We start from the raw sequence: 14,503 nt of genomic DNA on the forward strand, positions 1-14,503 counted from the left end.
CCCGGCGCACCCAACCGGCGCCGTCAGCGCACCACTTCGGGCAGCTCGCGCAGGAACGGCACGTCGGTGCCGGCCAGTTGGGTGGCCGGACCGGAGGAGCGCAGCACCACGTCCAGGACGTCCTCCGGCCCGGCGGCGTAACCCCCGCTGGCCCAGGCGGCGTTGGCCTCCACCACCGCCCACCCGTGGTCCGTCGGCCCGACGTCCACCACCACCGCGCTCGGCAGCGGCGCTTGCGCGGCCGAGGCGGCCAGCACATCACGGGCGAAGGCCAGTACCTGGGAGCCGTCCCGCCCGAGCGGTGCCACGGACAGGTCGCCGTCCACCGCGTAGCGCGAACCGGCCCGCACCATGCCGTCCAGGACGAACAGCCGGTACTCCGCGCGGAACCGCACCACCTCGCTCACCAGCACCGGCGTGTCGCCGTCCAGCAGCTCGGGACCGGGCAGCGCGCCGCCGTCGAGGTAGACCCGGGCGGCGAACAGCTTGTCCGCCGGGGGCTTCACGAAGGCCGGGCCGCGCAGCGCACGGGCCTCGGCCAGCGTCGTCGCGGACACCCGGCGGCCGGTCAGCGCGCGCGGCAGCCTGGCCAGCCAGTCCTCGGCGGGCTCCAGCAGGGCGAGCCCGAGCTCCCGGCCGACCGCGTCGGCGAACAGCGGCCCGCCGTACACGTGGACCGGCGCGCCGAGCAGTTCGCGCGGTGCGCGCCAGGAGGCGGCGGTGCGAGCCCGCAGGCCGCGCAGCCCGGCGGCGGTGCGCAACTGGAGACCGGTCTCGTTGATGCGCGGGGCGAGCAGCAGGACCGGGGCTTCGGTGGTCATGGCGCCCATGCTGCCCGGCGGCGGACGGCCGCGACCAGCGGTTTTCCGTCCCTCCGGCGGCCGCTGCGCTCCGCCGGGCAGCGGCCGGCTCTGGCCGAGGGGCGGGTGGGCGTGCCAGAGTCGTGCGGGCGCGGTCCGGGCACCCCGGACCGTGCCCGCAGTCCGACCCACCCTCAGCCGGAAGGCAGGCCCACGCCGATGACCAGCGCAGAGCCCCTCGTCCGCGTCACCACCGCCGACGCCGTCACCACGCTCACCCTCGACTCGCCGCACAACCGCAACGCGCTCTCCTCCCGCCTGATGTCCGAACTGCACGCCGGACTGGCGGTGGCCGCGGCGAACCAGGACGTCCGCGCGGTGGTGCTCACCCACACCGGCAAGGTGTTCTGCGCGGGCGCGGATCTCTCCGAGGCGACCGGCGCGGACCCGACCGTGGGCCCGCGCGGCCTGGTCGAGCTGCAGAAGGCGATCGTGGACTGCACCAAGCCGGTGATCGCCGTGGTCGACGGGCACGCCCGGGCCGGCGGCCTCGGTCTGATCGGCGCGGCAGACCTCGCCGTCGCCGGACCGGCCGCGACCTTCGCCTTCACCGAGGTCCGCCTCGGCCTCGCGCCCGCCGTCATCTCGCTGCCGCTGCGCCCCAAGCTGGAGCCGCGTGCCGCCTCCCGCTACTACCTCACCGGCGAGGTCTTCGACGCCGCCGAGGCGGCCCGGATCGGGCTGATCACCCAGGCCGCCGGGTCCACCGAGGACACCGGCGTGGTGCTGAAGGGCCTGCTGGACGCGTTGCGCCAGGGCTCACCGCAGGGGCTGGCGGAGTCGAAGCGCCTGGCCAACGCCGAGGTGGTGCGGTCCTTCCAGCGGGACGCGGACGAGCTGGTGCAGCTGTCCGCGCTGCTGTTCGGTTCGGCGGAGGCGCAGGAGGGGATGCGGGCTTTCCTGGAGAAGCGGCCGGCGGCCTGGGTTCGCTGAGCCGTAGGGGCGGCGGGTGGCTTGAGGCTTGAGGCGTGACGTGAGGCTGGTCGTTTGTGGCCGGTGTCCCGTGGCCGACCCGCCCGGCCCATGACTGCCTGCCCGGCCGATGACCTGCCCGGCCGATGACCTGCCCGGCCGACGACCGGGCAGGTCGACGTGGGGTCAGCGGATGGCCGCGCCGTCCCGCCAGAGGTCGAGCAGGCCCCGGTCGCCGCTGAGTTCGACCGGCCCGGTCTGCGCCTGCCGCTCGGCCTGTTCGACCGTCAGCCGGTTCCAGAGCAGCAGGTAGAGCTCGTGGGCCGGGCCGGTGATGGTCAGGTCGGCCGGCTCGGGGCTCTCCTCGGTGGTGACGGCGAGCGGCTCGCGGGAGACGGTCAGGCGCCAGGAGCCCGGGCCGTCGGTGGCCCGGATCCGGACGGTGCGGGGGCCGTCGCAGTGCACCTTCGCCCGGCCGCGGGCCATGAAGCCGCGCAGCAGTTCGTCGATGCCGTCCAGAGCGAACGCGGGGTCCACGGCCGGGCCCGGGGAGCCGGCCGCCGCGTCGGCGTCGAAGCGGTGGACGGCGGTCTCGTGGGCCTGGCGGCGGGCCCAGAAGGCCAGCGGGCTGGGTGCGGGCAGGAAGCTCCAGCACTCGAGGTCGGCCGGGGCCTCCGACAGCGTCGTCACCAGCGCCGCGTGGCCTTCGCGGAACCAGTCGAGCAGCGCGGCGTCCGAGGGGTCCGGGCCGATGACGGCCTGGGCGCCGGCCTCGTCCAGCACGGCGTCCAGCCCCTGCGACGGGTAGGCGGCGGCCCAGCGGTGGACCTGGCCGACGTGCCGCACCAGGTCGCTCAGCCGCCAGTCCGGGCAGGTCGGGACGGGGGCGGCGAGGTCGGTGCGGGCGGCGGCGTCGGCCAGCAGAACGCCCTCGCGGCGCAGCGCGTCGATGTGCTCGGAGATCTCCATGCGGCGGAGTCTTTCACCTGGGTCCGACAGCGGTGGCGGATTCCGGACGGCCGGGACCGGGACCGGGGGCGGGGCGGGCGCGGGGTGCACGGCGGCGGGTGGTGGGTGGCCGGTGGGAGCGGGTGCGCGGAGGCCGGTAGGGCGGTCTGCGGTGGCGGGTGGGGCTGACTGCCGGGACGGGTGTGAACGGGTGTGATGTCGGCCTCCCGACGGACGGGCGGACCCTACGGGCCGGTAACGTGAGCGCATGCCGATAACCCGTTCCCTCCTCTCCACCGTCCGGACCGGTGGCCGCCGGGCCGCCGGACGCCTCGTCCACCGGGGCTGGCGCTGGATGCAACGGACCGGCGCGGTGACCAACCGGAACCCGGGACCGTACCGGTTCGGCGAGCTGGGCGACGGCACGACCCTCGCCTTCCCGCTCGGGGCGGTGTTCAACGAGCAGTGGATCACCATCGGACCGTTCTCGATCATCGGCGAGCGGGTCACCATCAGCGCGGGGTTCCTGCCCGGGCTCGACCTCGGGCCGGAGCCGATCGTGCGGATCGGTGGCGGGTGCGTGATCGGCCGGGACAGCCACATCGTGGGCCACCAGTCGATCGTCATCGGCGACGACGTCTGGACCGGCCCCGGCGTGTACGTCAGCGACCAGGCGCACGAGTACCGCGACACCGAGCTGCCGATCGGCAAGCAGTGGCCGCGCAACGAGCCGGTGGAGATCGGCGCGGGCAGCTGGATCGGCACCGGTGCCGTGATCATGCCGGGGGCGCGGATCGGGCGCAACGTGGTGGTCGCGGCGGGCGCGGTGGTGCGGGGCGAGGTGCCCGACCACAGCGTGGTCGCAGGCGCCCCGGCCAAGGTGGTCCGCCGCTGGAGCGAGGAGGAGGGCTGGCAGCCGCCGCTGCGCCACGAACCGCCCCGGCCGGTGCCGGACGGGGTGACCGCGGAGCAACTGCGCGCCCTGGTCGAATGGGACCTCCGGTTGCCGGGCGAGCAGCAGGCCTGAGGATCGCTTTGTCGAGCTTTTAGATTGGTCCTCCTGAATCCTGATGGTTCGTCGGCTAGGGTGCCGTTCGTTCGAAGATCACCATGACTTCGGACGAACGATCCATCGAGCGGGGGACCTCCATGCGCAACCGTCTCGTCGGCGGGCTCGTCACCGCCGGTCTCGTGCTGGCGGCCGGGCTCGCGACCGCGCCCACCGCCTCGGCACAGGCCTCGCAGTACTGCGGCTACACCGGCTCCGAGCCCACGCTGCGTTCCACCGCCACCGGTAGCGCGGTGAAGCAGCTCCAGTGCGAACTGAACCACGTCCCGTACTCGTTCGGGAGCCCGAAGCTGGACGTGGACGGTGTCTGGGGTCCGGCGACCGACTCGGCCGTGTGGACCTTCCAGCGCTGTGCCGGCATCGGACAGGACGGCGTGGTCGGGCCGCAGACCTGGTCCACGCTGGACAGCTGGGTGGGGGCCCACTCCAACCTGAACTGCTGAGCACCGGCGCGTCACCGCTGCCCGCGCCGCCTTCGGTATCCGGTGGTGCGGGCGACGTCATTTTTTCATAACTGGCCTGCGGGGGAAGGCGGTTCGGTCGGCCGCCGGGCCGAGCCCGACTGCTCGGCGGTCCGTGCGGCGATGGCGGCGGTGATCCGCAGCACGTCGGCCGGGCGGGCCGGGTCCAGACCGGTGAGGACGGCGATCCGGCGCAGCCGGTAGTCGACGGTGTTCGGGTGCAGGTGCAGGGCGCCGGCGGTGCGGCGGCGGTTGAGGCCGCCGGCCAGGTGGGTGCGCAGGGTGGTGAGCAACTCCCCGCCGTCTGCGAGCGGTTCGAGCAGTGCGGCGAGCCGGGAGCGGGCCCGGCTGGGCCGGGTCAACTGGTACTCCAGCAGTACGTCGTCCAACCGGTGCAGCCCGGGCGGCAGGCCGAACGCCCTCGCCACATCCAGGACTTCGTACGCGAGCGCGGCGGCGCCGGGCACCTTGGCCGGTACCGCGGCGGCCGCTCCGGCCAGCACGGGGACACCGGCGGCGCGGGCCGCGGCGGCGAGTGCTGCGGAGAGTTGGGGCCACAGCTCGTCCGCGACTCTCCCGTCGGTCGGATCGGTGGTCGGATCCGGCGCGGTGTCGAGCGGGACGAGCACCAACCCGCCGGACGGAGTGAGCGCGGTGAGCGCCGACTGCCGGGTGCGGTGGTCGAGTTCGGCTCCGAAGCGGCGGAGCTTGCGGCGGGCCGCGATGCCCGGGTCGATGCCGGGCGAGTACTCGTCCGGATGGTCGGCGAGGGACAGGCAGAGCAGGGCGTAGCCGGCCGGAAGTTCCGTTCCGGCCCGGGCGGCGGCCTCCTCGGTGGGGGTTCCGGCGAGCAGCGCGGTGAGCAGGGACTGCCGGGCGGTGGAACGGCGGTCGCCGGCCGAGCGCTGCCCGTCGAGGTAGCCGGCACCGGCGGCGATCGCGGCCCGGCGCAGCTGGTCGAGCAGCAGGCGGTTGAGCAGCAACAGGTCGGCGGCGTCACCGGCGTGGGCGTCCCGGGTGAGGAACTCCCAGCAGACCTCCAGCCCGAGGTGGTGGGCGAGCAGGACGGCGTCCAGCGGCAGGCCCTCCTCGGCGCGGCGGGCAGCGGCCTCCCGTACGTCGGTGAACTCCTCCGCGGGGGCGGGGAGCCCGGTGCGGACGGCGTGGGCGAGGGCGCGGATGCGGCGTTCGGCATCCCGGGTGAGCTCACCGGTGAGCTGTTCACGAGGGAGGCGGCGGTAGACCGGCACGCGGTCCAGCAGAGCGGCGACCAGGCGCGTGGCCAACTCGCGGGCGCCGCCGATGAGTCGCTGGTCGGCGGGGAGTCCGCCGATCACCGGGACGTGCCACCGGGTGGGGTGGTCGGTGACCGTCGGGTGGTCGGTGACCGTGGAGGAGGAGTCGGCGGGGGAGTCGGAGGAGGGGGCGGCGGGGCGGGTCGTGGGCGCTGCGGCGGGGCGGGCCGTAGGGGAGCAGTGGGGTGCGTTGTGACCGGTCACAGAGAACACCGTCCAGGTCTGGGGAACGCCCAAGGGCCGGGCCGGAGGGGCGACCGCATCATTGAGCCACTCGGGTTACCTGTTGGTAACAAACTTCCGCCGTGGAGGCAACAGTTGAGGACCCCACTTCTCTGCTTCTCCGCAACTCCGTTGCGCCGTCGGCTCGGAGGGGCCTTCGGTGCGGCCGTACTCGCCGCCGCGGCCGAACTCCCGCCCGACGGTGACACGGTGGCCTCGCCGCCCGGTGCCAACGACTGGAGCTGCCGACCGTCCGCCGCGCACCCCGACCCCGTGGTGCTGGTGCACGGCACCTTCGCCAACCGCTACGAGAACTGGCTGGCGCTGTCCCCGTTGCTGAAGGGCCTGGGCTACTGCGTCTTCGCCCTCGACTACGGCACCGTCCCCGGCATCACCTCCACCGGCAGCGGACTGCTGCTGCCGATCGGCGGCCTCGGGGCGGTACCCGCCTCTGCGGCCCAACTCGCCCACTTCATCGATCTGGTGAGGACCGCGACCGGCGCGGCCAAGGTCGACATCGTCGGGCACTCGCAGGGCGGCATGCTGCCGAACTACTACCTGAAGTTCCTCGGCGGGGCCTCGAAGGTGGACAAGCTGATCGGCCTGGCGCCGTCCAACCACGGCACCACCCTCGACGGGATCACCAAGCTGGCGCCGTACTTCCCCGGGGTGGCCGACCTGATCTACACCGTCTGCCAGGCCTGTCGTGACCAGGCGGTGGGCTCCGACTTCAACACCACCATGGCCTCGCGGCCGGACACCGTGCCGGGCGTGCACTACACGGTGATCTCGACCGTGTACGACGAGGTCGTCACCCCCTGGCGGACACAGTTCCTGAACGGGCCGGACGTGGACAACGAGGTACTGCAGGACCACTGCCCGGTCACGCTGGCCGAGCACGTGGCGATCGCCTTCTCGCCGACGGCGCTGCACCTGGTGACCAACGCCCTGGACCCGGCGCACGCCACGCCGGTGTTCTGCGGCTGACGGATCGCTCGCCGTCTGTGCGGCAGGCGCCGCTGCCCGTGCCCCCGGTCGCTCCGGGGGCACGGGCAGTGCGTTGCTCAGCTCGTGCCGGCGGCGCGGGCGTGGGCGTGGGCGGAGGTGGCGGTGGCGGCGCGGAAGGTGATGACGGCCGTGACACCGTGGGGCCGGAGCTGGTGCGTGCCGGGTGCGTTGAGCAAGGCGGCGTCGTAGCAGGTCAGTTCGCCGTCGTCGACGGTGGCCGAACCTGCGAGGCAGACCAGCAGCACGGTGGCGGCGGACGGGACCTGGACGGTGCCGGGCTCGGTGACCAGGTCCACGGCGGCCTCGACCCGGCCGCGTCGGGTCATCACGTTGAAGTCCACCACCGGACCGCCCAGCAGTCGGCAGTCGGTGGCGGCGTCGCCCGGGAAGGTGAACGGGCGGAACGGGGCGTCGACGGACCGCTCGACGCCGTCCACGGTGAGCGCCATGCCCGCGCCCTCGATCAGGGTGATCACCCGGTCGATCCCGGGGAACGGCGAGAAGGGCCCGGCCGAGGCCACGTCGGCGAGGCTCACCCGCCAGTCGAAGTCGTTCAGGCCGGCCCCGGCGGGGAACCCGGCCACTTCCCTGGTCACCCCGCCCCCGTTGAGCCACGGGGTGGCCGGGCGCTCGCTCGCCCGCAGTACCTGGATGCGTCCGGTGGTGGTCATGGAGTCGCATCCTGCCATTTGTGCGGCGGATCCGTGAGGGGCGGGGCGGGGAAGGGGCGAAGCAGGCGCAGGCCGGGAAACAGATGACAGCGAACGGATGACAGATGATGAAATCTGTCATCCGTTATCCGTTCGCTGTCATCTGTCATCTGTCAGCCGCGCCGCCCGACCGCGAACGGCAGCAGCGCCGCCGTCGTGGCCGCGACCGCGACCGTCGTGAGGGCCAGCGGCAGTCCGGCCGCGTCGGCGAGGAAGCCGATCACCACCGGCCCGATGAGCATCCCCCCGTACCCGAGCGTCGAGGCCAGCGCGACGCCCTGGGGTCCGCCCGCCGCGCCGGCGCGGGCGATCGCGAGCGGGAACAGGTTGGCCAGCCCCAGGCCGACCAGGATGAATCCCCCGATGGCCAGCGGCACGGCCGGGGCCAGAGCGGCGACCAGCATGCCGGCCGCCGCGGTCAGCCCGCCGAGCAGCATCAGCCGGTTCTGGCCGAGCCGTATGGACAGCCAGGTGCCGCCCACCCGCCCACTGGTCATGGCGAAGGCGTACGCGGCGTACCCGGCGGCGGCCGTCCCGGCGCTCGCGTGCACGTCGTCGGTGAGGTGGAGGGTGGTCCAGTCGGCGATCGCGCCCTCGCCGTACGCCGTGCACAGCGCCGTGAACCCGAGCATCAGCACCAGCAACCGGACGGGTGCCCCGGTCGGGCGGACCGTGGAGTTCTCGGCAGGGCCCATGGCCACGCCACCCTCACCGGACCCGCGGTCGGACCCGCCGCCGGCGTCGGCGGCGGACCCGGCGGCGGACCCGTCACCGCCGCGCTCCGGTGCGACCATCGGCGCCGCCGGGCTGCGCAGCAGCACGATGCCCGCGCCGACGGTGACGGCCAGCCCAAGCAGCCCGCCGAGCGCGAGCGCCCAAGCGGTGGTCAGCCGGTCGGCGAGCAGTCCGCCGAACCCGGCGCCGACCAGGCCGCCCAGGCTGTACCCGGCGTGGAAGCTGGGCATGACGGGCCGCCGCAGCTGCGCCACCAGGTCGACGGCGGCGCTGTTCATGGCGACGTTGGCCCCGCCGTACCCGGCGCCGAACAGCAGCAGCACGGCGCCGAGCGACAGCACCGAGTGGGCGTGCGCCGGCAGCGGTACGGCGAGACCGAGCAGGGCGAGCGAGCCGACGGTGACCGGCCTCGAGCCGTACCGGAGACAGAGCCGCCCGACCACCGGCATGGTGAGCACGGCGCCGATGGAGAGGCAGAGCAGGGCGAGCCCGAGCGCGCTGTGTGAGGCGCTGACCTGGCTCCGGATGTCGGGGATGCGGACGACCCAGGCGGCGAACAGGAAGCCGTCGACGGCGAAGAAGGCGGTGAGTGCGAGCCGTGCGGCGCCCCAGGGCCTGTCGGGCGCCAGAGTTGTGCTGCGAGACTGGGAGGAGGATTCGTCGGTGTGGCGGTGGGAACGGATTTTGTTTCGAACCGGCACAAAGTAACAATAGGGGCGTGCAGCTCTCACCCTCAAGCCCGCGGCCCCGCTCCGGGACCGACCCCGACGTGCAGCGCGACGCCCACCGCCGCGCGGCTCCCGACCGCGGTCGGACGCTGCTCGGCCCGGCGCTCTCGTTGATCCACACCGGCCAGACGCCCACCCGTTCCGCGCTCACCCGCGCGCTGGACGTCACCCGGGCCACCGCCGGCGCGGTCACGGCCGAGCTGGAGGCGCTCGGCCTGATCACCGTCGACTCGCGCCCGGCCGGCGGCGGTCGCGGCCGTCCCTCGCACCGGCTGGCAATTGACCCCGAGGGCCCGGTCGTGGTCGCCGGTCAGATCCACGCCGACGGCCTGAGCGTCACCCTCGCGGGCCTCGGCGGACTCCTCGACCCGCCGGTCCACCTGCCGTTGCCCGCCGCCACCGATCCGGTCCGGATGCTGCGCGCCGTCGCCCAGGCCGGCGCCGAACTGGCCCGCTCGACCAGCCGCCGCTGCCTGGCGGCCGCGCTCGCACTGCCCAACCCGGTCACCGAACCGGACGGCACCGCGCTCGCCGCGCTCCACTTCGCCTGGCCGAGCGGCACCCCGGTCGCCGACCTGTACGACGTCGAGGTCGGCCGCGCCGACCACGGGCCGATGGCGGTGCACCCGCTGCCCACCGCCATCGCCAACGACGCCAACCTCGCCGCGCTCGCCGAGTACCGGCACGGCGCCGGACGCGGAGCCCGCCACCTGCTCTTCGTCACCTCCGGCCATCGCGGCGTCGGCGGCGCCCTGGTGATCGACGGCCACCTGCACACCGGCAGCGCCGGGCTCGCCCTGGAGGTCGGCCACCTCACCGTCGACCCGCAGGGTCGTCCCTGCGTGTGCGGCAACCGGGGCTGCCTCAACTCCGAGACCGACCCCGACGCGTTGTTCGCCGCCGCCGGCCTCACCCCGGAGCCGGGGCGCCCGCTGATCGACCAGGCGCGCGAGCTGTGCTGGGCGGCCTCGACCGACGAGCGGGCGCGGGCGGCGGTGGAGCACGTGATCGACCGGCTCGGGCTCGGACTGGCCGGGGTCGCCAACATCCTCAATCCGGACCGGGTGGTGCTCAGCGGACTGCACCTGGACCTCCTGGAGGCCGCCCCCGACCGGCTGCGCGCCGTGGTCGCCGAGCGCAGCCTGTGGGGACGCAGTGGTCGGGTGCCGATCGTCGGCGCGGAGCTGGCGCACGGTGCACTCGCGGGCGCGGCCGAGCTCGGCTGGGGCCCGTACCTGGCGGACCCGCAGTCGGTGCCGGTCTAGCGCCGGGTGGCAGTGGGTGGCAGTGGGTGGCGTTGGGTGGCGTTGGGTGGCACCGTGGCGCCGGCAGCACGGCCACCGAACCCGAAGGGGATAAGCGGAAGCTGGGTCTCCGAAAACGGTCACTTATCGTGACACTCGTACACTCGTAGTGAGCAGCGGGGGGCCGCAACGAGGGAGTAGTGACCATGAGCACCCAGTCCGGTGTGAGCCTCGAAATCGAGCCGACCGTCGACGTCGACCGCTCGGACCCGAACTACCGCGCCTGGCTCAAGGAAGCGGTGCGCAAGGTCCAGGCCGACGCCAACCGCTCCGCCGACACCCACCTGCTGCGCTTCCCGCTGCCGGCCGAGTGGGGGATCGACCTCTACCTCAAGGACGAGTCCACCCATCCGACCGGCTCGCTCAAGCACCGCCTCGCCCGCTCGCTGTTCCTGTACGGGCTCTGCAACGGCTGGATCCGCCCAGGCAAGCCGGTGATCGAGGCCTCCAGCGGCTCCACCGCCGTCTCCGAGGCGTACTTCGCCCAGCTGATCGGGGTGCCGTTCATCGCGGTCATGGCCAAGAGCACCAGCCAGGCCAAGATCGACCTGATCCAGTTCCACGGCGGCGAGTGCCACCTGGTCGAGCGCTCGGACGAGGTGTACGAAGCCTCCGCGAAGCTCGCCGAGGAGACCGGCGGGCACTACATGGACCAGTTCACCTACGCCGAGCGCGCCACCGACTGGCGCGGCAACAACAACATCGCCGAGTCGGTCTTCGCCCAGCTGCGCCTGGAGCCCCACCCCGAGCCGACCTGGATCGTCGCCACCGCGGGGACGGGCGGCACCTCCGCGACCATCGCCCGGTACGTGCACTACATGCAGTACGACACCCGGATCTGCGTGGCGGACCCGGAGAACTCCTGCTTCTTCGACGGCTGGGTCAACCACGACCCGGACGCGGCCTGCGGGAGTGGCTCCCGGATCGAGGGCATCGGGCGGCCCCGGATGGAGCCGAGCTTCGTGCCGGGGGCGGTCGACCGGATGATGAAGGTTCCGGATGCCGCTTCGATCGCCGCCGTGCGGGTGCTGGAGCAGGTGCTCGGCAAGAAGGCCGGGGCCTCCACCGGGACGGGGCTGTGGAGCGCGCTGCGGATCGTCGCGGAGATGCGGACGGCCGGGCGGACGGGCAGCGTGGTCACCCTGATCTGTGACCCGGGGGACCGCTACCTGGACAAGTACTACTCGGACGCCTGGCTGGCCGGTGAGCGGATCGACATCGCGCCGTACCGGGCCGCGATGGAGTCCTTCCTAACGGGAGGCGCCTGGACGGGCTGACCCTGTCGCCTGTCACCCGTCTCCCCTCCGCCCCGCCGGATCACCGCCCGCCCACCCGCGAGGTCGATCCCCGTGCGCTTCGGCGCACCGTCGTGCTCGTCGTCCCGCAGCACCAGCTCGATCCGCCGCTGCTCCAGCTGCACCCGCTTGCTCGGGTAGAGCAGCGCGTGCAACTCCTCCGTCGCGGTCGCCCCCGCACCCCGGCCCCCCGCCGGGGTGCCCGGCCCGCCCACCGCCGGCCGGTTGCGGAACCGTCGCACCACCGCGCCGAGGAAGAACAGCACCACCAGTCCGGCCGGTAACAGCAAGCCGCCCGCCGCGCCCGTCAACAGCATGCTCATGTGCGCCCAACGGTCCGCGGCCGTCGGGGAGTTCCCCAGCTCGCTACGGCTGCGGCACCACCGGCAGGTCCGCCGGGACCAGCAGCTGCAGCTCCTCGGTGGACGGGTCGGCCAGGCCCGCCACCCGCACCGCGTGGCGCTCGACCATGGTCTCGAAGATCTGCCGCGCGGTGCGCCCGTTGCCGAAGTTGGGGCCGCGCTCCAGCCGGTCGAAGTGCTCCAGCAGCGCATCCTCGGCCGCCTCGGAGAGCGCGTACTCGTGCTCCGCGCACTGCGCCCGGGCGATCTCCAGCAGTTCGTCCGCCGTGTAGTCGGGAAAGGTGATGGTGCGTGAGAAACGTGACGAGACACCGGGGTTGGCGGAAAGGAAGCGCTTCATCTCGGCGGTGTAGCCCGCCACGATGACGACCACCTCGTCCCGATGGTCCTCCATCAGCTTGACCAGGGTGTCGATCGCCTCGCGCCCGAAGTCCCGGGCGCCGTCCTCGGGTGCGAGCGCGTACGCCTCGTCGATGAACAGCACCCCGCCGCGCGCCCGGTCGAAGGCGGCGGCGGTGCGGATCGCGGTGGAGCCGATGTGCTCGCCGACCAGGTCGACCCGGGCCACCTCGACCAGGTGTCCGCGCTGGAGCACCCCGAGCGAGGCCAGGATCTCGCCGTACAGCCGGGCGACGGTGGTCTTGCCGGTGCCAGGGGCGCCGGTGAAGACCAGGTGCCGGCGCAGCGAGGGCGCCTTGAGCCCGGCCTGGCGGCGGCGCCGGCCGACCGAGATCAGGTCGATCAGGGTGCGCACCTCCTGCTTCACCGTGGCCAGTCCGACCAGCGAGTCCAGCTCGGCGAGTGCCTCGTCGGCGGGCCGACAGTCCGGGATCGGTGCGATCGCGGCGGTCGCCGCCGAACCCGCCGAACGCGTCGAAGCCGTTGCAGCCGAAGCCGTCGAGACGGCGGAGGCTGCCGAGGACATCGAAGGGGCCGTCAACGGCGGCCTTGAAGAGGCTGGTTGGCCGCCCCTCGGGCCCGGCAGTTCCGGCAGTCCGGAGGCCTTGGCGCCCGCAGACCCAGCCGGCGCCACGTCGTCCGAGGTGCACCCCTCGGCGACCGGCCCGGGTTCGGAGAACTCGAACCCGGCTCGCTCGTTCTGCTCCGCCCGGCACCGGGTGAGCTGGGTGCGGCACCCGTCGATGATGTGGAAGCCGAAGCCCTTGCCGTGCGAGACCCGGCAGTCCTCGAAGGTGCCGCGCCCCTGCGCCGAGACGTACACCCCGGCGTCGGTGCTCGTCCGTACGGTGCATTCGCGCAGCACCGGGTCGGCGCCCTTGGTGACGATGACTCCGGTGGCGACGTCGGAGATCTCGCAGTCGGTGAGCAACCCTCCGCTGCCGTGGTCGCGGAACCAGAGCCCGGTTCCGGCCTCCTGCACCCGGCAGGAGGCCAGCGTGACCGTGGCCCCGCCGCTGACCGAGACCGCCGAGCTGCGGATCCGGCTGAACGAGCAACCTTGGGCGACCGCGGCGGAGTCCCGGTCGAGGACGAACAGCGCGTCCGGCAGGTCGTGCAGCGAGCAGTCGGTGAGGGTGAGCCGGGCGCCGTCGCTGACCCACAGCGCCGGGTACTCGCCGGTGGAGCCGTGGAGCTGGCAGGACTGGGCGACCGCCTCGGTGCCCTGGTCCCAGACCGACAGCGCCCCGCGCCCGAAGTCCCGCACGGTGCTGTGCAGGAGGGTGAGCCTGGCGCGTCCGCGCAGGTCGGCGCCGTTCTCCGGCAGGTCGTGCACCCGGCAGCCGGTGAGCACGAGTTCGGCCTCACCGTCCAGGGTCAGGCCGTTGCCGGTGACCCGGTGGATGTCGCAGTCGACCAGCCGTCCACCCGCCTGCGCCTCGGCCTGAACGCCGCTGCCGCGGATCTCGTAGATCTCGCAGCCGGTGAGCTCGGCCGCGCTGCCCGGGTCGGAGAGCAGCACTCCGGCGCCGGAGGCGTGGTGCACCCGGCAGCGGTCCAGGGCGGCGGTCGCCCCGCCGAGGACGGCGAGTCCGGCCTGGCCGGCCGCGGTGACCTCGCAGTCCTCGAAGGCGGCGGCCGTCCCCTCGCCGCGCAGCCGCAGTCCGAGGCCGCCCGGGTTGGCGACCACGCAGCCGCGCAGGGTCGGCCGGGCGCCGCCGCCGATCTCGATCCCGGTGGCGGAGCGCGTGTCGATCCGGCAGCCGCTGAACGCGGGCGTCGCCTCCGGCCCGGTGACCAGGACGGCCGGGGAGGAGCTGTCGCCGCCCTCGACCACCAGGTCCTTCACGGTCGCGGCGGCGGTGACGGTGATCGCGACCCCGGAGGACGGTTCGATCCGGACGGTGCCCGGGCCCTGGGCCGGGACGATCGTCACCGGCTTGTCCAGCAGCACGTTCTCCCGGAAGGTGCCCGGCCGGACGGTCACGGTGTCGCCCGGCTCGGCGGCCGCCAGGGCCTCCGCGAGCGTGTCGTACTCGCCCGCGCGGCGACGCCAGCGGGATGCGCTGTCCTGGGTGACCCGGACCCTGTGCTCAGCCATGACGGTCTGTCGTCCCCACCTTCGTCGTGCCGGCGATCAACGGGCCGTGGGCGCGGGGGTGCGCGGGCCGTCCGCCCACCGTAGCGCGCCCCGG

General features: G+C 73.8%; 13 protein-coding genes. 6 read left to right on the plus strand and 7 right to left on the minus strand.

The window, feature by feature from the left end; translation table 11 throughout:
- Window positions 1-23: 23 nt before the first annotated feature.
- Complete coding sequence (locus HS99_RS26035; RefSeq protein ID WP_030554092.1) at window positions 24-821, minus strand: ATP-grasp domain-containing protein; 798 nt, start codon at window positions 819-821, stop codon at window positions 24-26.
- A 198-nt stretch (window positions 822-1,019) separates the two neighbouring features.
- Here HS99_RS26035 and HS99_RS26040 point away from each other — a divergent pair, with 198 nt between their 5' ends.
- The gene (locus tag HS99_RS26040; RefSeq protein WP_030288576.1) at window positions 1,020-1,793 is read left to right on the plus strand and encodes an enoyl-CoA hydratase family protein; all 774 of its coding nucleotides are present in this window, start codon (window positions 1,020-1,022) and stop codon (window positions 1,791-1,793) included.
- A 165-nt stretch (window positions 1,794-1,958) separates the two neighbouring features.
- Here HS99_RS26040 and HS99_RS26045 read toward each other — a convergent pair whose 3' ends face one another.
- Complete coding sequence (locus HS99_RS26045) at window positions 1,959-2,741, minus strand: maleylpyruvate isomerase family mycothiol-dependent enzyme (protein ID WP_030554094.1); 783 nt, start codon at window positions 2,739-2,741, stop codon at window positions 1,959-1,961.
- 247 nt (window positions 2,742-2,988) lie between these two features.
- On the opposite strand from HS99_RS26045, the gene HS99_RS26050 reads away from it, so the two are divergent.
- Complete coding sequence (locus HS99_RS26050) at window positions 2,989-3,747, plus strand: acyltransferase (RefSeq protein ID WP_030554096.1); 759 nt, start codon at window positions 2,989-2,991, stop codon at window positions 3,745-3,747.
- A 122-nt stretch (window positions 3,748-3,869) separates the two neighbouring features.
- The gene (locus HS99_RS26055) at window positions 3,870-4,232 is read left to right on the plus strand and encodes a peptidoglycan-binding domain-containing protein (protein ID WP_030288581.1); all 363 of its coding nucleotides are present in this window, start codon (window positions 3,870-3,872) and stop codon (window positions 4,230-4,232) included.
- A 65-nt stretch (window positions 4,233-4,297) separates the two neighbouring features.
- Here HS99_RS26055 and HS99_RS46985 read toward each other — a convergent pair whose 3' ends face one another.
- Entirely contained in the window at window positions 4,298-5,749 is a 1,452-nt protein-coding gene (locus HS99_RS46985; protein WP_050366426.1) for a PucR family transcriptional regulator, read from the minus strand.
- 114 nt (window positions 5,750-5,863) lie between these two features.
- Between HS99_RS46985 and HS99_RS46990 the strand changes: the two genes are divergently transcribed.
- A complete protein-coding gene (locus tag HS99_RS46990) occupies window positions 5,864-6,754 on the plus strand; it encodes an esterase/lipase family protein (RefSeq protein ID WP_232543261.1) in 891 nt (296 codons plus the stop codon).
- A 77-nt stretch (window positions 6,755-6,831) separates the two neighbouring features.
- On the opposite strand, the gene HS99_RS26070 is transcribed toward HS99_RS46990, so the two are convergent.
- Window positions 6,832-7,446, minus strand: coding sequence for a HutD/Ves family protein (locus HS99_RS26070; protein ID WP_046387316.1), 615 nt, complete (start codon window positions 7,444-7,446; stop codon window positions 6,832-6,834).
- A 152-nt stretch (window positions 7,447-7,598) separates the two neighbouring features.
- Complete coding sequence (locus HS99_RS26075; RefSeq protein ID WP_030554100.1) at window positions 7,599-8,921, minus strand: MFS transporter; 1,323 nt, start codon at window positions 8,919-8,921, stop codon at window positions 7,599-7,601.
- A 68-nt stretch (window positions 8,922-8,989) separates the two neighbouring features.
- Between HS99_RS26075 and HS99_RS26080 the strand changes: the two genes are divergently transcribed.
- A complete protein-coding gene (locus HS99_RS26080) occupies window positions 8,990-10,213 on the plus strand; it encodes an ROK family protein (protein ID WP_030288591.1) in 1,224 nt (407 codons plus the stop codon).
- Window positions 10,214-10,398: 185 nt separating this feature from the next.
- Window positions 10,399-11,529: a PLP-dependent cysteine synthase family protein gene (locus HS99_RS26085; protein WP_030554102.1), complete on the plus strand. Its 1,131-nt coding sequence runs from the start codon at window positions 10,399-10,401 to the stop codon at window positions 11,527-11,529.
- On the opposite strand, the gene HS99_RS44210 is transcribed toward HS99_RS26085, so the two are convergent.
- The gene (locus HS99_RS44210; RefSeq protein ID WP_050366425.1) at window positions 11,433-11,870 is read right to left on the minus strand and encodes a DUF6191 domain-containing protein; all 438 of its coding nucleotides are present in this window, start codon (window positions 11,868-11,870) and stop codon (window positions 11,433-11,435) included. The genes HS99_RS26085 and HS99_RS44210 overlap by 97 nt on opposite strands.
- A 43-nt stretch (window positions 11,871-11,913) precedes the next feature.
- The gene (locus HS99_RS26090) at window positions 11,914-14,409 is read right to left on the minus strand and encodes a right-handed parallel beta-helix repeat-containing protein (protein ID WP_030554104.1); all 2,496 of its coding nucleotides are present in this window, start codon (window positions 14,407-14,409) and stop codon (window positions 11,914-11,916) included.
- Between the last annotated feature and the right edge of the window lie 94 nt (window positions 14,410-14,503).

Origin of the sequence: Kitasatospora aureofaciens (assembly GCF_001188955.3) — a bacterium.
GTDB classification, from domain to species: domain Bacteria; phylum Actinomycetota; class Actinomycetes; order Streptomycetales; family Streptomycetaceae; genus Kitasatospora; species Kitasatospora aureofaciens.